The organism is Vibrio minamisatsumaniensis, assembly GCF_050337445.1.
Classification (GTDB): domain Bacteria; phylum Pseudomonadota; class Gammaproteobacteria; order Enterobacterales; family Vibrionaceae; genus Vibrio; species Vibrio artabrorum.
Window position 1 is genome coordinate 57,234 of sequence record NZ_JAKJSY010000016.1, and the last position, 19,211, is coordinate 76,444.

General features: G+C 44.5%; 16 protein-coding genes, 2 tRNA genes, 2 rRNA genes and 1 pseudogene. 6 read left to right on the plus strand and 15 right to left on the minus strand.

Going from position 1 to position 19,211, the window contains the following annotated elements; all coding sequences use genetic code 11:
* Nucleotides 1–10: 10 nt before the first annotated feature.
* Together tgt and queA are read right to left on the minus strand one after the other, a co-directional pair.
* The gene (gene tgt, locus L4B77_RS04940) at nt 11–1,147 is read right to left on the minus strand and encodes a tRNA guanosine(34) transglycosylase Tgt (protein ID WP_261838958.1); all 1,137 of its coding nucleotides are present in this window, start codon (nt 1,145–1,147) and stop codon (nt 11–13) included.
* Nucleotides 1,148–1,353: 206 nt separating this feature from the next.
* Nucleotides 1,354–2,406, minus strand: a complete 1,053-nt coding sequence (queA, locus tag L4B77_RS04945; RefSeq protein WP_261838957.1) for a tRNA preQ1(34) S-adenosylmethionine ribosyltransferase-isomerase QueA — start codon at nt 2,404–2,406, stop codon at nt 1,354–1,356.
* Between the two features lie 329 nt (nt 2,407–2,735).
* Between queA and L4B77_RS04950 the strand changes: the two genes are divergently transcribed.
* Nucleotides 2,736–3,197: a CBS domain-containing protein gene (locus L4B77_RS04950; protein ID WP_429748873.1), complete on the plus strand. Its 462-nt coding sequence runs from the start codon at nt 2,736–2,738 to the stop codon at nt 3,195–3,197.
* Between the two features lie 79 nt (nt 3,198–3,276).
* On the opposite strand, the gene L4B77_RS04955 is transcribed toward L4B77_RS04950, so the two are convergent.
* Nucleotides 3,277–4,182 (minus strand): hydrogen peroxide-inducible genes activator, encoded by a 906-nt coding sequence (locus L4B77_RS04955; protein WP_261838955.1) that lies wholly within the window; start codon nt 4,180–4,182, stop codon nt 3,277–3,279.
* Between the two features lie 210 nt (nt 4,183–4,392).
* Here L4B77_RS04955 and L4B77_RS04960 point away from each other — a divergent pair, with 210 nt between their 5' ends.
* Together L4B77_RS04960 and L4B77_RS04965 are read left to right on the plus strand one after the other, a co-directional pair.
* Complete coding sequence (locus L4B77_RS04960) at nt 4,393–5,001, plus strand: peroxiredoxin C (protein WP_261838954.1); 609 nt, start codon at nt 4,393–4,395, stop codon at nt 4,999–5,001.
* 311 nt (nt 5,002–5,312) lie between these two features.
* The gene (locus L4B77_RS04965) at nt 5,313–6,062 is read left to right on the plus strand and encodes a copper homeostasis protein CutC (protein WP_429748876.1); all 750 of its coding nucleotides are present in this window, start codon (nt 5,313–5,315) and stop codon (nt 6,060–6,062) included.
* Nucleotides 6,063–6,141: 79 nt separating this feature from the next.
* Here the strand turns inward: L4B77_RS04965 and phoU are convergent, their stop codons facing one another.
* The 7 genes from phoU to phoB form a co-directional block, all read right to left on the minus strand.
* The gene (phoU, locus tag L4B77_RS04970; RefSeq protein ID WP_017098086.1) at nt 6,142–6,840 is read right to left on the minus strand and encodes a phosphate signaling complex protein PhoU; all 699 of its coding nucleotides are present in this window, start codon (nt 6,838–6,840) and stop codon (nt 6,142–6,144) included.
* A gap of 77 nt (nt 6,841–6,917) precedes the next feature.
* Complete coding sequence (gene pstB / locus L4B77_RS04975; RefSeq protein WP_261838952.1) at nt 6,918–7,736, minus strand: phosphate ABC transporter ATP-binding protein PstB; 819 nt, start codon at nt 7,734–7,736, stop codon at nt 6,918–6,920.
* Entirely contained in the window at nt 7,737–9,446 is a 1,710-nt protein-coding gene (gene pstA, locus L4B77_RS04980; RefSeq protein ID WP_261839677.1) for a phosphate ABC transporter permease PstA, read from the minus strand.
* Nucleotides 9,447–9,557: 111 nt separating this feature from the next.
* On the minus strand, nt 9,558–11,774 hold the full coding sequence (locus tag L4B77_RS04985) for an ABC transporter permease subunit (protein ID WP_429748879.1): 2,217 nt from the start codon (nt 11,772–11,774) through the stop codon (nt 9,558–9,560).
* Nucleotides 11,775–11,995: 221 nt separating this feature from the next.
* The gene (locus tag L4B77_RS04990; protein ID WP_261839676.1) at nt 11,996–12,952 is read right to left on the minus strand and encodes a PstS family phosphate ABC transporter substrate-binding protein; all 957 of its coding nucleotides are present in this window, start codon (nt 12,950–12,952) and stop codon (nt 11,996–11,998) included.
* 17 nt (nt 12,953–12,969) lie between these two features.
* A complete protein-coding gene (gene phoR / locus L4B77_RS04995; protein ID WP_261838950.1) occupies nt 12,970–14,268 on the minus strand; it encodes a phosphate regulon sensor histidine kinase PhoR in 1,299 nt (432 codons plus the stop codon).
* Between the two features lie 33 nt (nt 14,269–14,301).
* On the minus strand, nt 14,302–14,991 hold the full coding sequence (gene phoB / locus L4B77_RS05000) for a phosphate regulon transcriptional regulator PhoB (protein WP_004735064.1): 690 nt from the start codon (nt 14,989–14,991) through the stop codon (nt 14,302–14,304).
* 193 nt (nt 14,992–15,184) lie between these two features.
* Here phoB and rdgC point away from each other — a divergent pair, with 193 nt between their 5' ends.
* From rdgC to L4B77_RS05015, 3 genes are all read left to right on the plus strand, one after another.
* Nucleotides 15,185–16,099: a recombination-associated protein RdgC gene (gene rdgC, locus L4B77_RS05005; RefSeq protein WP_261838949.1), complete on the plus strand. Its 915-nt coding sequence runs from the start codon at nt 15,185–15,187 to the stop codon at nt 16,097–16,099.
* Nucleotides 16,100–16,306: 207 nt separating this feature from the next.
* Nucleotides 16,307–17,710, plus strand: a complete 1,404-nt coding sequence (gene trhP, locus L4B77_RS05010) for a prephenate-dependent tRNA uridine(34) hydroxylase TrhP (RefSeq protein ID WP_429748885.1) — start codon at nt 16,307–16,309, stop codon at nt 17,708–17,710.
* Between the two features lie 34 nt (nt 17,711–17,744).
* Nucleotides 17,745–17,999, plus strand: coding sequence for a YfhL family 4Fe-4S dicluster ferredoxin (locus tag L4B77_RS05015; RefSeq protein ID WP_261838947.1), 255 nt, complete (start codon nt 17,745–17,747; stop codon nt 17,997–17,999).
* 40 nt (nt 18,000–18,039) lie between these two features.
* Here L4B77_RS05015 and L4B77_RS05020 read toward each other — a convergent pair.
* The 5 genes and pseudogenes from L4B77_RS05020 to L4B77_RS05040 form a co-directional block, all read right to left on the minus strand.
* A pseudogene (locus L4B77_RS05020) lies at nt 18,040–18,225 on the minus strand (hypothetical protein); the annotation flags it as partial.
* Between the two features lie 436 nt (nt 18,226–18,661).
* Nucleotides 18,662–18,738 (minus strand) — tRNA-Trp (locus L4B77_RS05025).
* A 35-nt stretch (nt 18,739–18,773) separates the two neighbouring features.
* Nucleotides 18,774–18,850: transfer RNA gene (locus L4B77_RS05030), tRNA-Asp, on the minus strand.
* 67 nt (nt 18,851–18,917) lie between these two features.
* Nucleotides 18,918–19,033 (minus strand): 5S ribosomal RNA (gene rrf / locus L4B77_RS05035).
* Nucleotides 19,034–19,131: 98 nt separating this feature from the next.
* Nucleotides 19,132–19,211, minus strand: a 23S ribosomal RNA gene (locus L4B77_RS05040); the annotation flags it as partial.

Below are 19,211 nucleotides of genomic sequence, written 5' to 3' on the forward strand. Positions count from 1 at the left end.
AAAAGCAATACTAAGACTCTTTACCTAGTGGTGGCACTTCACGTCCCATTCTTGCATAGAACTCCGCAACGAACTCTTCAAAACGATCGTCATCGATAGACTGACGAATGTCAGACATAACTCGTTGATAGAAACGCAAGTTGTGAATCGTGTTCAGTCGAGCGCCTAGGATTTCGTTACAACGATCCAAATGGTGTAAGTAAGATTTGCTGTAGTTCTGACAAGTGTAACAGTCACACTCTGAATCTAGTGGTGTTGTATCCGTTTTATGCTTCGCATTGCGGATCTTGATCACACCTTCAGTGACAAATAGGTGGCCGTTACGAGCATTTCGCGTTGGCATTACACAGTCAAACATGTCGATACCACGACGAACACCTTCAACTAAATCTTCCGGTTTGCCTACACCCATCAGGTAACGAGGCTTATCTTCAGGCAGTTGAGGACATGTGTGTTCCAGAATACGGTGCATGTCTTCTTTTGGTTCGCCTACAGCTAGACCACCAACAGCATAACCGTCAAAACCAATTTCGGTTAGCCCTTTAACGGAGATATCACGAAGGTCTTCGTACACGCCACCTTGAACAATGCCGAACAGTGAATTCGGGTTTTCAAGTTGGTCAAAGTGATCACGTGAGCGCTGAGCCCAACGGAGAGACATCTCCATCGAGTCTTTCGCTTCTTTATGCGTTGCAGGATAAGGCGTACATTCATCAAAGATCATGACGATATCTGAACCTAGATCCTTTTGGATTTCCATCGACTTTTCAGCGTCCATGAAGATTTTGTCACCGTTGACAGGGTTACGGAAGTGAACGCCTTCTTCAGTAATTTTACGCGTCGCACCTAGGCTGAATACTTGGAAGCCGCCTGAATCGGTTAGGATCGGTCCTTTCCAATTCATGAAATCGTGCAAATCGCCGTGCAGTTTCATGATCTCTTGTCCAGGACGTAACCATAAGTGGAACGTATTACCTAGCAGAATTTCAGCACCTGTGTCTTTCACTTCTTCAGGCGTCATACCTTTCACCGTACCGTAGGTACCGACAGGCATAAATGCTGGTGTTTCAACGCTACCGCGTTCAAACTGAAGTTGGCCACGACGTGCGCCGCTGTTTGTTTTCTTAAGTTCGTATTTTAATTTCACGAAGCCTCCAATATGCCAGAGAAACAATCTGACTGATAATTCAGAACCTTAAGCTAGTCATAAGTTCAATCTAGCAAGTTCTATGAGGAGCGGTCGCGTATTCCTTGCGAGAGATTAGGCCGTTACCAGCCCGACTCCTAGCCTACTGCTAGCACCCGTAAATACTTTTCTTTATTGGTAAGTTGGTTAAGTCACCAAGCTTTAAACTATGCTGTTTTCTTGTGGATGAACATCGCATCGCCGTAGCTGAAGAAGCGGTATTTGCTCTTCACTGCGTGATCATAGGCGCCCATCACATGATCATAACCCGCAAATGCACTCACCAACATAATCAGTGTCGATTCAGGTAAGTGAAAATTGGTAATCAAACAGTCGATCAGTTGGTATTCATACCCTGGGAAAATGAAGATATCGGTATCACCAAAGAACGGCACTAACTCCGTACCTTTCTTCAAGGCATCTTGCGCAGCACTTTCTAGGGAGCGAACTGATGTTGTACCAACGGCAATAATACGCCCGCCACGTGCTTTTGCCGCCGCTACCGCATCAACCACGTCTTGCGGTACTTCAACGTATTCAGCGTGCATATGGTGATCATTGATGTTATCCACTTTAACCGGCTGGAATGTACCAGCACCAACGTGAAGGGTGACATAAGCAAATTCAACGCCTTTATCCTTCATGTCAGCCATCAACTTGTCATCAAAGTGCAGCCCTGCAGTTGGCGCCGCAACGGCCCCCGGTTTCTCATTATAGACCGTCTGGTAGCGTTCTTTATCAGCGTCTTCATCGGGGCGATCAATATAGGGAGGCAGAGGCATGTGACCCACGCTGTTAAGAATCTCTAAAACGCTTTGATCAGACGTGAAATGGATTTCAAACAGCGCATCATGTCGCGCCACCATTTCAGCTTCATATTCATCGTTTTCACCAAGGAACAGCTTGGTCCCCGGCTTCGGTGATTTTGAACAACGAACATGCGCTAGGATACTTTTCTCATCAAGCATTCGCTCGACTAACACTTCAAGCTTACCACCTGAAGCCTTACGCCCAAATACACGAGCAGGTATCACACGGGTGTTATTGAATACGACAAGATCGCCAGGCTCAACCAAATCCAAAACGTCTTTAAATGAACCATCAGCCAGGTTGCCATTATTGCCGTCTAATTTAAGTAGACGGCTAGCTGTACGCTCTTGTTGAGGGTAGCGAGCGATGAGCTCATCTGGTAGATCAAAGTGAAAATCTGAAACTTGCATGTGTCTGGTCTTGTCTTAGTTGATGAGATTTGTGCCGTTGACGAATAAGCCACTGTCGCGAATAAATCGTTACCGTAAAGAAAACGTTACCGTAAGTCTATCGCAAACACGACTAAAAATTTCGCAGTGGGCTAGTATAGGCACACGAGCCGCAATAGCAAGGTTTACAGAAAGGGATTATTGTAATGAGGCGTAAAATAGTACAACGGATTACCACCTTAGACCTTAATAATTAGTGGCCGAAAACTCATACAAAAATGCGCTAGCTCTCAGTTATTTTTTAGATAAGAAACTATAGTAATAATAACAAATAAAAAAAGGAGGTTAGTATGATAAAGGTTGAAGATATGATGACTCGTAACCCTCATACCCTATTGCGCTCACACTCACTGGCCGACGCAAAACACATGATGGAAGCGCTCGACATCCGCCATATCCCCGTTGTTGATGCCGACAGAAAGTTATTAGGCGTCGTCACACAACGAGACATTCTTGCCGCTCAAGAGTCTAGCTTACAAAACATTCCCCAAGCTCAATCATTTACTCTGGCTACACCACTCAACGATATTATGCATAAAAGCGTTATGTCAGTAGAGCCGCGAGCGGGGTTGAAAGAGTCGGCGGTTTATATGCAAAAACACAAAGTGGGTTGTTTGCCTGTTGTCGATCATCATGAATTAGTCGGTATTATCACTGACAGTGATTTCGTTACCATCGCGATCAATTTGCTGGAACTGCAAGAAGAAGTCGAGCCAGAAGAAGTCGAGCCAGAAGAAGCGGAAGTTGAATAACACTCGGAAGTGATATAAGAAGAGCGGCCAATCAAGCCGCTCGAAGGGTTTGTTTATCAATGTGGAGTATTGTGGGCGATTATAGAAGCCCAGAGACCACATCGGCTAACTGATGAAAGGTTTCGCGGCGTGAAGAGCTTGGGCGCCATACAAGGCCAATATCTCGGTGCGCCTGTTGACCTGGAGGATCGATCACCACAAGGTTCTGATTTTCAAGCAAACCATGGTCGATCGCCATCTGAGGAATAAAGGTCGTACCTAAGCCATTGGCGACCATTTGAACTAACGTATGAAGACTCGTTGCCGTGAACGGGTTGATCTTCTCTTTATCCGTTAACTTACAAGCCGACACTGCATGCTCTGTTAAGCAATGCTCATTCTCCAACAAGAATACAGATTCGTCTGGCAGGTCATCGTATTTAATCGGCACACGAATACCATCTGCTTGATTGCGACTTATCACCATTCGAAAAGGATCTTGCCCAACCACTCTGCTTTCCATATTGTCGATGTCGACAGGCAAAGCCAGAATCAGCACATCTAAATCACCATGACGTAGCGCAGCCAACAGGTTGGTCGTGGTATCTTCACGTAGCAGTAAGTTCAACTGTGGAAAGCGTTGGTTCACTTCTTGTACCAAATCGCACAAAAGGAACGGCGCTATTGTTGGTATACATCCCACTCGTAACTGACCTTGCATTGCGTCTCCGGTACATAAACTTCCGAGTTCAACCAGATCTTGCCCTTTTGCCAGTAGCTCTCGTCCATGTTTAACCACCAGCTCACCAGCTTGAGTGAAAACCAAAGGACTCTTTTTATCTTTCTTCTCATAAAGCGGGCAACCAATCAACTCTTCGAGGTTTTGAATCCCTTTACTTAACGTCGATTGACTGACGAAACAGCGATCAGCAGCATCGCTAAAGTGACGAGTTTCGTGAAGGGTAACAAGATAGTGAAGCTGCTTAAGACTTGGCCATTTATTCATGAAATTACTTTGTAATATGAGTAGGATAAGTTATGTAAAGGTCCGCAGACCTCAGGATTAAGCAAAGATTACACTCATCGCTTTTTTCGATTAGCTTAATCTATTTAATTCGCTTTTTTCTATAGTACCGATTGTACTATAGTTTGTCCCGTACAAAAGGAGCCCAAACAAAGATGTGTTGGGCCAACTAATTTTTTAGGAGATTCCAAAATGGTACTAGTAGGTCGTCAAGCCCCTGACTTTACTGCAGCAGCTGTTCTAGGTAACGGTGAGATCGTTGATAACTTCAACTTCGCAGAATTCACTAAAGGTAAGAAAGCGGTTGTTTTCTTCTACCCACTAGACTTCACTTTCGTTTGTCCTTCAGAGCTGATCGCTTTCGACAACCGTCTTGAAGATTTCCAAGCTAAAGGCGTTGAAGTAATCGGTGTTTCTATCGATTCACAATTCTCTCACAACGCATGGCGTAACACTGCTATCTCTGATGGCGGTATCGGTCCAGTTAAATACCCTCTTGTTGCTGACGTTAAGCACGAGATCTGCAAAGCATACGATGTTGAGCACCCAGAAGCAGGCGTTGCTTTCCGTGGTTCTTTCCTAATCGACGCTGACGGTCTTGTACGTCACCAAGTAGTTAACGATCTTCCACTCGGTCGTAACATCGACGAAATGCTACGCATGGTAGACGCGCTAAACTTCCACGAGAAGAACGGTGAAGTTTGTCCTGCACAATGGGAAGAAGGTAAATCAGGTATGGACGCATCTCCAAAAGGTGTTGCAGCATTCCTATCTGAGCACGCTGACGACCTAAGCAAGTAATGACCTCTTAAGCCCGAACTCAACACGGGTTAATGGTTGGAAGACTCTCTATAAAGAGACATAAAGCATAAGCTAATAGCGCAAAGCGCACCGCCAATCAGTTAAGAAGTAAAGTCCTATTAAAAGCCCGAAGTTAACGCTTCGGGCTTTTTGTTTTCCCACTAACCTCCATCCTAAACTGTCTCTTGTGATACATAATTGAGGTAGCGCTAACCCCAAACTTTACCTCTATTTTCCTCTGCTACCACCTATTCATATCTGTATCTAGATTGCTATGATTTCATCAGTATCTATTTAAACGGATAAACACGATGAACACCGAAATTGAAGTCTGTATCGATAACTTAGAATCTCTGCATAACGCCCTATCTGGTGGTGCGAATCGAATTGAGCTTTGCTCGTCATTAGCTCTTGGCGGATTAACTCCAAGCTTCGGAATGATGAAGCAAGCAGCTCGAATTTCGTCAGTTCCGGTCTACGCTATGATAAGACCAAGACAAGGCGACTTCCTTTTCGATGCCGATGACGTAATGTCTATGCTTCACGATATTCAAGCCGCTGCCGATGCCGGTTTAAATGGGGTAGTACTGGGTGCATTAACGCCGAAAGGGGAAATTGACATGCCGATGATGCAAACCCTCGCAACTAAGGCTCATCAACTCAAATTAGGCATTACCTTCCACCGCGCCATTGACCAACTTCAGGATTATAAAGTAGCACTGGAACGAATTATCGAACTTGGCTGTGAGCGTGTTCTAACATCAGGGCTTGCTGTGAATGCTGAGCAAGGCATCGATGTATTGGCGGCAATGGCCAAACAAGCCGATGGACGAATTGATATCATGGCGGGGGCTGGTGTTAACGCTGCGAATGCCAAAAGGATTCAAAGCGCTACTCAAGTACCTGCTCTTCACCTTTCCGGTAAATCGACAAGACCGAGCCGAATGGAAAACAATTCGAAGGCTCAAATGGGCGGTGATGACATTGATGATTATCAGATCCCCGTGACGGACACGAGTAAAATATCCGCTGTAAGAGCCGCTCTCATCGATAACAGATAGCTCTTATCAATAACAGATGACTCTTACCAATAACAGAAAGGCGTTGTAAATAAAAACGAGCATGAGCTCAATAAACATATCACTTCAGTGCGTCATCTAGGCTTTGATCACCTAGGTGGCGTACATCTTTACCTTTAACGAAATAGATGATGTATTCACAAATATTCTGACAACGATCGCCCACCCGCTCAATCGCCCTTGCAGACCACATCACTTGTAAGATGTTAGGAATGTTCTTAGGGTCTTCCATCATGTAAGTCATCAACTGACGAATCACGGCTTCGTATTCCGCATCGAGCTTATCATCGAGCTTATGCACTTCAGCCGCAGCATCTACATCCATTCGCGCAAACGCATCTAAAACCTGATGAAGCATAGTGATCGCTTGTCGACACAGTGGCTCTAAAGAGACATGAAACTTCTGCTCTTTCGTTGAAGGAATATCTATCGCACCTTGGGCAATCTTAGAAGCCACATCACCAATTCTTTCGAGATCAGTAATGGTTTTTATGATCGCCATTATCAAACGTAGGTCTTTCGCTGTTGGCTGACGTTTGGCAATAATACGCGTGCAAGCCTCATCAATCGACACTTCCATTGCATTCACTTTATGGTCGTCACGAATGACTTTTTTCGCCAACTCAACATCGTCTTTGTGAAGCGCTTGCATCGCGAAAGAAAGTTGTTGCTCCACCAATCCCCCCATGGTCAGTACATGGGTACGGATCGACTCTAGTTCGACATTGAATTGCCCTGAAATATGGCGACCGAAATGCATATCAGCTCCTTGAAAAGAAATGAAACAAGCCATTGATATAAGAGTGGCTTAGCTCTAGATGACTCCAATCCAAACGGTTAGCCATACCTACCTGTTATGTAGTCTTCTGTTTGATTTTTCAATGGAGACGTGAAGATTGAGTCCGTATCTGAGTACTCGATCAACTTACCCATATGGATAAAAGCCGTGTGGTCACTCACGCGAGCGGCCTGCTGCATGTTATGAGTAACAATAACCACGGTGTACTGTGTTTTCAGATCATTAATCAGCTCTTCAATCGTCAAAGTAGAAATAGGATCGAGTGCCGATGTCGGTTCGTCTAACAATAAAACTTCTGGTTCGATCGCGACCGCACGAGCGATAACCAAACGCTGCTGCTGACCGCCTGATAGACCAAATGCATTTTCATGTAATCTGTCTTTAACTTCATCCCATAATGCAGCGGCACGTAAAGAACGTTCAACTGCGTCATCCAGATCTCGCCGATTACTCATGCCTTGTAGCCTCAATCCATAAACGACATTCTCATAGATAGATTTAGGGAAGGGATTCGGGCGCTGGAAAACCATTCCAACTCGACGTCTCAACGTGGCAACATCAACCTTAGGGTGGTACACATTCTTACCATGCAGCTTCACTTTCCCTGAAACCTTACAGCCCTCAACTAAATCGTTCATTCGATTAATGCAGCGCAACAAGGTTGACTTACCACACCCAGATGGACCGATAAAAGCCGTTACTTGCCCTTTCGGTATTTGCATGGAGATATCATCAAGCGCTTGGCTCTCTTTATAATAAAGATTCAACCCTTCAATAGAGATAGCCGTCTGCTCATCGGTTAGGTTATTAACATCAAGTGGTGCTTGGTAACCCAAAGTTTCATTAATCGAGAACATTTAATCTTGTCCTAAGGTTCGGTATTTTTCACGCAAGTTATTACGAATATTAATGGCTGTTAAATTCAACCCAACAATCACTGTAACCAATAAAAATGACGTCGCATAAACGAGAGGGCGAGCAGCTTCGATATTAGAGGTTTGAAAGCCAACATCGTAGATATGAAAACCTAAATGCATGAACTTTCGTTCTAAGTGTAGGTAGGGGAATTGACCATCAACAGGCAAACTGGAGGCAAGCTTAACCGCCCCCACGAGCATTAATGGCGCCACTTCACCCGCGGCTCTCGCAACCGCCAAGATTAATCCCGTAATAATGGCGGGGCTGGCCATCGGTAACACAATTCGCCATAGCGTCTCAAATTGAGTGGCCCCGAGAGCCAAAGAGCCATGCCTCACTGAGCTAGGAATTCGCGTTAAACCTTCTTCCGTTGTCACAATCACAACCGGAAGTGTCAATACAGCTAAGGTTAGAGCCGACCAAAGTAGCCCCGGCGTACCGAATGTTGGAGCCGGTAATCGCTCAGCATAAAACAGGCTATCGATAGAGCCACCAATCGTATAAACGAAAAAGCCTAAACCAAAAACGCCATAAACGATCGACGGAACCCCGGCTAAATTGATAACCGCAATACGAATTAAACGGGTTAATGCATTACTTTGAGCGTATTCATGTAGATAGATCGCAGCAACAACCCCTAAAGGCATCACAACAATCGACATTAATATCACCAGTAATACGGTACCAAAAATGGCTGGGAAAACACCACCTTCAGAGTTCGAATCTCGGGGGTTTTCAGATACAAACTTCCACACTTGCTTCCCCCAATGCCCTACTTTTTCAAGGTAAGACATCTTATTGGGATACCAATAGTCCAATATATGACTGAGTGGTATCTCAACCTGCTTACCTGTCATATCTTCAACAAGCAAACTTTCGACATTCAGTTGTGTTCTGAGATGCTCTAACTTGATTTCAGCGTCGTCTAATTGGTGCTGTAATTTGAGTTTGGTTTCTGTATACGTTTTAAGATAGTCATCACTAACAGACTCATTGAGTTCTAGTTTACGCTTTTCTAAACGCAGGTTTTCTAATTGCCAACTCACATTGCTGATCTCTTGATTGACAACGCGTGATGTTTCTTCACGAAGCGAATCAGCAAACAACAAGCCGTCTTCTAGCTTTTGATCAATGTTCGAATAGAATGTTCCTGAAGCCGTTTTAAAACCAACCGGTTTACCAAAGAAATCCCCTCCTCGACTTCGCTCAATCACCGCCCACTCAGGCGGAGTTGTGGGCTCTCGTAAGTTAATATCCAGTATTGAAACAAAATCAGCCGGATAAAGCTCTCTGTTGCCGACTTTGATGCTTAATCGCTGTATTAGTCCCATGGATAGATTTTGAGGAGACAAAAGATCATGCACTTGTGGTACTTGCTCGATCGGAATGTACTTTCGCTCATACAACTGACCTACCAGCACATCTTGCTTCGACACCATTTTGTCAAGATCAACAACCAGCGAGCGCTCTTTAGAGTCAACATGCCATTGATACAAAGGGGCCGGCCAAAAGTAGGTTAACCCTTTCCAGCCAATCAGTAACATTAGGCCAAGAACAGAAAGCATACTAATACTCACCGCCCCACCCGTTAACCAAATCCATGGAGAGCCAGATTTAACCCAAGATAATAATGACTTCAGTTTATTCATCATCAACGCCCCTGCTCTTGGTATGCTGAAACCAAGAAATAGCCTAGCTCACGAGGTACGCTAGCCAAATAACGAAAAGCCATTGAGACACATTGAGGTAAACCTATAAAACTACAGCGCACGATATTTATCTCTCAGTCTTTGTCTAACCCACTCTGCGACTGAGTTGACTGCGAACGTGAAAATAAACAGCAAGAGTGCCGCTAAGAACAGTAAACGGAAGTGAGAGCCTCCCACTTCTGACTCTGGTAATTCGACGGCAATCGTTGCCGATAATGTTCTCATCCCTTCCAAAATATTCCAATCAAGGATTGGCGTATTGCCGGTCGCCATCAATACAATCATCGTTTCGCCAACAGCACGCCCTAATCCCATCATAATAGCTGAGAATATACCTGGACTCGCCGTAAGTAATACGACATGAATCAGGGTCTGCCACGCTGTTGCTCCCAACGCTAATGAGCCATCGGATAAGTGTTTAGGTACGGAAAAAATCGCATCTTCTGCAATAGTGAAGATGGTAGGAATAATCGCAAACCCCATAGCAAAACCAACGACTAACGCGTTACGTTGGTCAAAGTCGATGCCATAACTGGCCAAGAAAGTTCGAATATCACCATTAAACAGCAGCGCTTCGATGCTGTTGCCACCCGCAAAGACGGCCACCACCGTAATCACCAATACCGGGATCAAGATCAGCGCATGCCAACCATTAGAAAAACGACTCGTTACTATCTTTGGCAAACAGAACCAAGCCAGCCCAGAAACTAATGTACTCAATGGCAGCAACACCATTAATGAAAAAACAGCCGTCAAATGGGTTTCAACGATGGGGGCAAACCAAAGCCCAGCCAAAAAACCAATAATAACCGTCGGTAAGGCTTCCATAAGTTCAATTGAAGGTTTGACCACTCTTCGCATTCGCGGAGACATAAAATAGGCGGTATAAATGGCCCCGAGCACCGCAACAGGTACGGCAAACATCATAGCAAACAGAGCGGCCTTGATGGTCCCAAAAGTGATCGGAACTAAACTGAATTTCTCTTCAAAATCATCATTAGCCGACGTTGATTGCCAAACATATTGAGGCTCTGGGTAACTTTCATACCACACTTTTTGCCAGAGCGATGAAAATGAAATCTCTGGATATTCATTGTCGACCTTAGCCACGCTGATTTTGTCATCGATAAGTGTCGCCAAATGCAATTCATTAGCGGACATGGCGGCTAATTGTGGTGATTTATCAAATGCTCGTTCAAATAAAGAGAGCTTTTCACTGGTCGTATAATGGCTTTGTAACGTGCCATTCTTATAGAAACTGTAGAAACCTTTTCGGTAAGTATCTGGCAAAATAAATTGCACTTCTTCCGCGAGCTGAAAATCACGGATATGGGTCAGGCTGCGTTTTTTATTTTTTAGTACATCAAACCATTGGGAAACCTGTCCATCTTGATGCGTTACCAACAGAGAATATGCACCAGATAATAAGTTGATACTTTTCACTGCGTGCTTCGCGTCATTCAAACTAAGATCAATCACTTCACGAACAATGAACCCCACTTCCGTTAGTTTCAATACCACCAAATCTGATTGAGATCTTAAATATAACGTTTGCCCATCAGGTGTCGCTAATAACTGTTGTTGTAAACCGAACTTGTCCGATAGCCATTGGCTTTTCTTAAAAACATACCCACCAGCAAGATCTCTTTGATACCACTTAACAAGGAGACGCTGATCAGTTAACTGAGCAACAACGGTGAGTTCACGTCCACTTTTAGAGAATGCGAACTGCTCAATCATCGCCCCATTAGATACTTTATCATTCAAGAATGGGGCAGATAGCGTGATTTTCTCGACTTTTGGCTTCTTATGTCCGCCATTTTGCAATACGGGCACACTATACTCTGGAGAAAACAGGGTGATATGACTGGCACTATCAGCAAAGGCGAACCAGTTTTCAGAGGGGGTATTTCGAGAAAAGGCGATGGGGTTACTTGCTACATTAAGCTCAAAGTAAGGGCGTGTATTTTGAGTACCTAAATCCCAAAATTGTACCAAGCCTGATTTTTCGATGGTGAATGCATGTTGACCGTACTCATCAACGGATAAAGCAATCGGCTTGTCTACGCTAACGGTTTTAACGGCCTGTTTTGTCTCTAATCCAGTGTCAGAAAAAATCGGTAAAATGACGATGGCCAAATAAACAAAGATCAATACCAAAGCGGCTAAAACACTGACACCACCACATGTCACTGAAAAACGAACGAGACGATCTTTCAACCATCTTTTTTTATCACGTTCTTTCAATGAAAATTGGGCTAAAGCCATCTGTTTATCTACCTTTTCTAGCTACTGACATAATATGTACTTTAGATGACAGTTATATTACAAGTAACGTTAAACAACTGAAACTAATAACAAGTTTATTAACCCTATTACTTAAAATAAAACCACAGACAGGATGAATATCATTCAATAAAAAGAACCCGTCATGTGTAGCTGATTAGTCGAGTTTCTGTAGAGCAGGCTGCGGTACTCGTGAGCAAGCCTTATAGCCCGATCTTTGCCAACTCTTGCTTTGCAAACTTCGGTGGTATCGCCAGGTAACCGTCTTCCTCTACCAGCTTCTGGCCTTGCTTAGAGAAAATAAAAGTGAGGAACTCTCTCTCTATAGGAGAAAGCGGCTTGTCAGGGTGCTTGTTAACATAGACATATAAAAAACGCGATAATGGATAATCACCACTCAAAATGTTGGCGCGAGTTGGTTGAACGTATTGTGAACCTCGTTCCGCAATCGGAATCAATTTTACGCCCGCAACTCGGTAACCAATCCCCGAGTAACCTATCCCACTGATTGACGATGCGACAGATTGAACGACAGAAGCAGAACCAGGCTGCTCATTGACTCTATTTTTGAAATCACCGCCACACAAAGCGTTCTGCTTAAAGTAACCATAGGTACCAGAAACAGAGTTTCGACCAAACAGCTGGAAGCGATGTTTCGCCCAAGGTTGTTTAATGCCTAACGCTTGCCAGCTTTCGATATGTTTAACACCACCACAACGCAATGTTTCAGAAAATATGCCATCGATCTGACGAAAGTTTAGCCCTTCAATGGGGTTATCACGATGCACAAAAAGGCCAATCGCATCGATAGCGACTCGCAGCGCTGTCGGCTTATAGCCATGCACTCTTTCAAACGCTTCAACTTCTCGTAGACGCATTGGACGACTCATAGGTCCAAGCTGAGCCGTTCCTTCCGTTAAAGCAGGAGGAGCGGTGGAAGAACCAGATGCTTGAACTTGGGCGTTCACATTCGGGTAGTAAGATTTGAACTCTTCCATCCATAATGTCGTCATACCGGCCAAGGTATCCGAACCCACCGATAATAAGCTCCCAGAAACCCCAGAAACCTTAGCGTAATCAGGCAGAGAGTCGACACTCTGTTCGGCATGAACAGAGGTTGCTAAAACAAACGCGAGCAATGAGCTGGCAGGGAAACGCATCCTACGTATCAAACAACTCATGATACTGTCAGTCGGTTTGGCAATGTGAAATGGAATCGACTACCGACACCTACTTCACTTTGAATTTCTAAATGCGAATCATGGTGACTCAGCGCATGTTTCACAATTGCCAAGCCAAGACCACTGCCACCAGTATCGCGTGAGCGTGCTTTATCTACGCGATAGAAACGTTCAGTGAGTCGATGTAAATGCTGTGGCTCGATACCGTCTCCGGTGTCTGACACATCCAAATGAGCCCCTTGACTCGTTTGGTACCAACGCACCTTAATTGTTGCACCCGGTGGTGTGTATTTCACGGCGTTATAAACCAAATTCGATATTGCACTTCTTAACTGATCTTCATCAGCGAAGACGCATAAACTCCTATCAATATCAAACTCAAGTTTATGTTCACGATCGCCACTTAAACTTGCCGCTTCCTTCTCAAGTACTTCTAACATCGCGGGAACATTGACGACTTCATCCAACTCATGCATCGGCGCTGCTTCGATTTTTGAAAGCGTTAGAAGCTGATTAACCAGGCTGTTCATGCGATTCAGTTGCTCGGTCATCACACCATGAGCCTTAGGCCACATAGGACCAACGATCATGTCTGGATCTTCCGTCATTTCAAGGTAGCCCTGAAGTACAGTCATTGGCGTACGCAGTTCGTGAGAGACATTGGCAAAGAAATTACGACGCATGCCTTCGAGCTGTTTTAGCTGAGTAACATCACGTACCACCATTAGATGTTCACCCTCGGTATACGGCACAATACGAAGCTCAAGCATACGTTCCACGTTAAGCGGCGAAGGCATCTCTAACGGTTCTGAAAAATCTTGTTTATTAAGATACTTGATGAAGTCCGGCGTGCGGATCAAGTTAGAAATCGGTTGCCCTGAATCGTCTGGCCAGCGAAACCCAAGTAAATACTGAGCAAGCTTGTTACACCAAACGATATTGCCTTCACCGCGAAATACCACAACGGCATCAGGAAGGGATTCGGCACCGTTTCTGAAACGGCGGATCAGGTTGGTCAGCTCTTTACGTTTGCGACGCTGTCTCTGCTGCATACGATAAATACCGTTGAACAGAGACTCCCAATTCCCAGAACCTGATGGTGGCGTTAGACGCTTCTCATCCCACAACCATGCGGACAAACGCATTTGATTATGTAGATGCCAGCCGAGCTGCAATACCGTAGCAGCCAGCAGTAACCAAGGTAGGTAGCCGAATATCCATCCGACTAAAACCCAAGGTGCGTAAAAAAAAGCCAGCTCCCAAGCCAGCTTTTTCCAGGTTAACTTTTCAACCATTCAGGACTCCGTAAACTGGGTAGCGAAGCCACACTAAGCTTTTGTAGAAAAACGGTAGCCCGCGCCGCGAACCGTTTGGATTAGCTTATCATGACCGGCTGATTCAAGCGCTTTGCGCAGACGTCGAATGTGCACATCAACCGTACGATCTTCCACATAAACATTGGTACCCCAAACGTTATTCAGCAGTTGCTCTCGACTGTATACACGCTCTTGGTGTGTCATAAAGAAGTGCAACATTTTGAACTCTGTTGGCCCCATATCAACAGGACCTTCGCTTGCGGTAACGCGGTGAGATACAGGGTCTAATTTAAGACCTTGTACATCAATCACGTCTTCCAATGCCGTCGGTGTCACACGGCGAATCACCGCTTTCAGACGAGCGACAAGTTCTTTTGGTGAAAATGGCTTAGTAATGTAGTCATCAGCGCCCACTTCTAAACCACGCACCTTATCTTCTTCTTCGCCACGAGCCGTTAGCATCACCACAGGAATGTTGCGAGTTAACTCTTCACGCTTCATGTGCTTGATAAAGTTTATCCCGCTACCACCTGGTAGCATCCAATCTAGTAATACTAGATCTGGGAAAGGTTCACATAGCTTGTTTACTGCTGTATCGTAATCTTCAGCCTCGACTGCTTGGTAGCCTTTTTGTTCAAGCACGAAACACAGCATCTCACGAATAGGTGCTTCATCTTCAACGACCAGAATCCTTCTCGACATAATTGAATAGCCTTAGTATTTAATCAACGCATTGCATTATCTGGTTTAATTATGACACTTTTGTGACCTTTGAAAACAAATTTTCATATAACTGTCTCAAACATTTCACTTTTAATTTTTATTACAGGTAAAAGACAAATGGAGCGAAATCTCCTATGATGAGCGTCTTCAGATAAAGGTATGAGTAATATTTATGTGGTTTAAGAATTGCCTCGTCTATCGCTTTAATCGTGATATAGACTTCAACGCAGATCAGCTAGAGAAACAACTTGAAGAGTTCCGTTTTACCCCTTGTGGTAGCCAAGACAAACAGAAGTTTGGTTGGGTAAATGCGATGGGGCGACACGGCGATATGATGACGCACGTATCAGAAAACCGCATTCTAATCTGTGCAAAGAAAGAAGAGAAAATGCTGCCAGCTTCTGTGATCAAAGATTCATTGAATGCAAAAGTAGAAACGCTGGAGGCAGAGTCCGGAACACCTCTGAAAAAGAAAGAAAAAGACAGCCTAAAAGAAGACATCATCATTGATCTACTTCCTCGAGCTTTCAGCCGCAGTAACTTCACTTACGCGCTGATCATGCCGAAAGAAGGCTTTATCGTGGTTGATGCAAGCAGCTACAAAAAAGCGGAAGATGTATTGGCATTGTTACGTAAAACGATGGGCAGCCTCCCCGTAGTACCGGCGATTCCTGAGCAAGCGATTGAAACAACGTTAACTGAATGGGTGAAGTCAGGCGAAACACCTCAAGGTATCACTCTACTTGATGAAGCAGAATTAAAATCTATCCAAGAAGACGGCGGTATTGTTCGAGTTAAGAAACAAGAACTAGAAGCGGATGAAATTAAGAACCACATCGAAGCCAACAAAATGGTAACGAAGCTGCTGATCAACTGGCAAGATCGTATTGAATTCATTCTTGCCGATGATGGTAGCATCAAGCGCCTAAAATTCAGTGATGAACTCAAAGACGAAAACGACGATATTCCACGTGAAGACCAAGCGGCGCGTTTTGATGCCGACTTCTCTCTACTTTGCGGGGAGCTCAGTGTTTTCCTTCCAAACCTGTACGAGTCATTAGGCGGTTTAACCCAACCTAACGCTTAATCAGCCAAACGGTAAGCTCAGGAGCAAACGATACCTGAGCTTATTATTCTCCAAATTCCCGCTTATATCGGCCTCTCTCCCCTCTTGTTAATGTTATAGCTACCTTTAGGGCTATCAACCAAACTCATTTTAGCGTAAAATTTGCGCCCATTTGATATCACTTGGTGGTATCAACCTGACTTGAAATCAGAATTAGAGAACGAAGCAATGACAATACAAAAACCATTTGTACCTGAACTATTATCACCGGCAGGAAGCCTTAAAAACATGCGTTACGCATTCGCCTATGGCGCAGACGCAGTATACGCAGGCCAGCCACGTTACAGCCTTCGCGTTCGTAACAACGAGTTCAATCACGAAAACCTACAAATTGGTATCGATGAAGCTCATGCTCAAGGCAAAAAGTTATATGTTGTATGTAACATTCAGCCGCACAACTCTAAATTAAAAACATTCATTCGCGACCTTAAGCCCGTTGTAGATATGGGCCCTGACGCCCTTATCATGTCGGACCCAGGTCTTATCATGATGGTTCGTGAAGCATTCCCTGAAATGCCAATTCACCTTTCTGTTCAAGCAAACGCAGTAAACTGGGCGACCGTTAAGTTCTGGTCAACCCAAGGCGTTGAACGTGTAATCCTATCTCGTGAGCTATCGCTTGAAGAGATCGAAGAGATTCGCGAACACTGTCCAGAAACCGAACTAGAGATCTTTGTTCATGGTGCTCTTTGCATGGCGTACTCTGGTCGCTGCCTACTTTCGGGTTACATGAACAAGCGCGATCCAAACCAAGGCACTTGCACTAACGCTTGTCGTTGGGAATACAAAACCGAAGCTGCAAAAGAAGACGAAAATGGTCAGATCGTTGAAGCAAATCCTACTGGTGTTGCTATTCAAGAAGTAGAAGTTCAAGATGAACGTCCAGACAACACACTAGGTCTAGGTAAACCAACAGACGAAGTGGTTCTACTTTCTGAATCACACAAGCCAGAAGAAAAGATGGCTGCGTTTGAAGATGAGCATGGTACTTACATCATGAACTCAAAAGACCTTCGTGCAATCCAACACGTTGAGCGTCTCACTAAGATGGGGGTTCACTCTCTGAAAATTGAAGGTCGCACTAAGTCTTTCTACTACTGTGCGCGTACTGCACAGGTTTACCGCAAAGCTATCGACGATGCTGTGGCAGGCAAACCATTCGATGAAAGCTTAATGGGTACACTAGAGAGCCTAGCTCACCGAGGTTACACTGAAGGCTTCCTACGTCGTCATACACACGATGCATACCAAAACTACGAATACGGTTACTCTATCTCTGACACTCAACAGTTTGTTGGTGAATTCACGGGCAAACGCCGTGGCGACCTAGCGGAAGTAGAAGTGAAAAATAAGTTCCTGCTTGGTGACAGCTTAGAGTTGATGACACCGAAAGGTAACGTTGTTTTCAAACTAGAAGTTATGGAAAACCGTAAATCTGAAGCAGTCGACGATGCGAAAGGTAACGGTCACTTTGTATTTATTCCTGTACCAGCAGATTTCGATCTCGAGTACGGCTTGCTGATGCGTAACTTGAGCGAAGGCCAAGATACACGTAACGCATCAGGCAAATAATTTTCACTTAAGCGACTTACTTGAGAAGAAAACAATGGCTCTGTTAATTACTGACAAGTGCATAAACTGCGATATGTGTGATCCTGAATGCCCGAATGGCGCAATTTCGATGGGTGACAGCATCTTCGAGATCAATCCTGATTTATGCACTGAGTGCAAAGGTCACTATGAAAAGCCAACATGTCAGTCTGTATGCCCCATAACAAAATGCATCATTACTGACCCAAACCATATTGAAACTGATGACGAGCTACTTGAGAAGTTTGTTATCATTCAAGGCTTGACCTAAAAAAGAAAGGTTCAACTTAACCATAAGTTGAACCTTTTTTTTATTCTGATTTCTCGATTGGATAAATATTGTAGAAGAGCTCTTTTTCAAATTGATATTCGAGTCGTTCTCGCCAGTTTATTCATTGAGCTATCGGAACAAGATAAAAGCTTTCCCTACTGGTATCAGTCACAAATGCCATTCCATACTGCATCAATTCATAATCAACATCATTTACGAAGCTAGGTATAGACAACACTATCTAGCAAATCAAAACTTCATTGATTATAGCGACATTGTTTCGAAGGTCTGTCGCGCTTGGAATGGATTTCTTGAGTGCAAAGATCGCGTCAAAAAAATGTGTACAAGGGATTGGATTAACCTGATCAGTTAATTTTCCAGATTGCTATTAATATGGCAGGGGTGGAGAGATTCGAACTCCCAACATGCGCTGTTTTTGGGAAGTCGGGGAATCCGCTGCTCTATCAGTTGAAGATTTCAACACAWAAAAGCAAAAAGGCYCTAGCATTTCTGCTAGAGCCTTAAATATGGCAGGGGTGGAGAGATTCGAACTCCCAACACGCGCTATTTTTGGGAAGTCGGGGAATCCGCTGCTCTAMCAGTTGAAGATTTCAACACATAAAAGCAAAAAGGCCCTAGCATTTCTGCTAGAGCCTTAAATATGGCAGGGGTGGAGAGATTCGAACTCCCAACACGCGGATTTGGAATCCGCTGCTCTGCCAATTGGAGCTACACCCCTATTTTCAGTTTTAAAGAGCTGAAACTCTGAATAAGTGGCGGAGTGGACGGGACTCGAACCCGCGACCCCCGGCGTGACAGGCCGGTATTCTAACCAACTGAACTACCACTCCGCAGTGGTCAACTCACTAAGTGAGCGTCCATATCTCCAGGTCGGTCAACCTAAAGATTTAATTTAAAGCCTGGCGATGTCCTACTCTCACATGGGGAAGCCCCACACTACCATCGGCGCTATTGTGTTTCACTTCTGAGTTCGGCATGGAATCAGGTGGGTCCACAATGCTATGGTCGCCAAGCAAATTTTAAAATTCGGAAAACTGATTTAAAAGTCTATCTCTTCAAACGCATTCAAGGTCTGTCTTTCTTTGAGTCCACAAAACCCCTTGGGTGTTGTATGGTTAAGCCTCACGGGCAATTAGTACAGGTTAGCTCAATGCCTCGCAGCACTTACACACCCTGCCTATCAACGTCGTA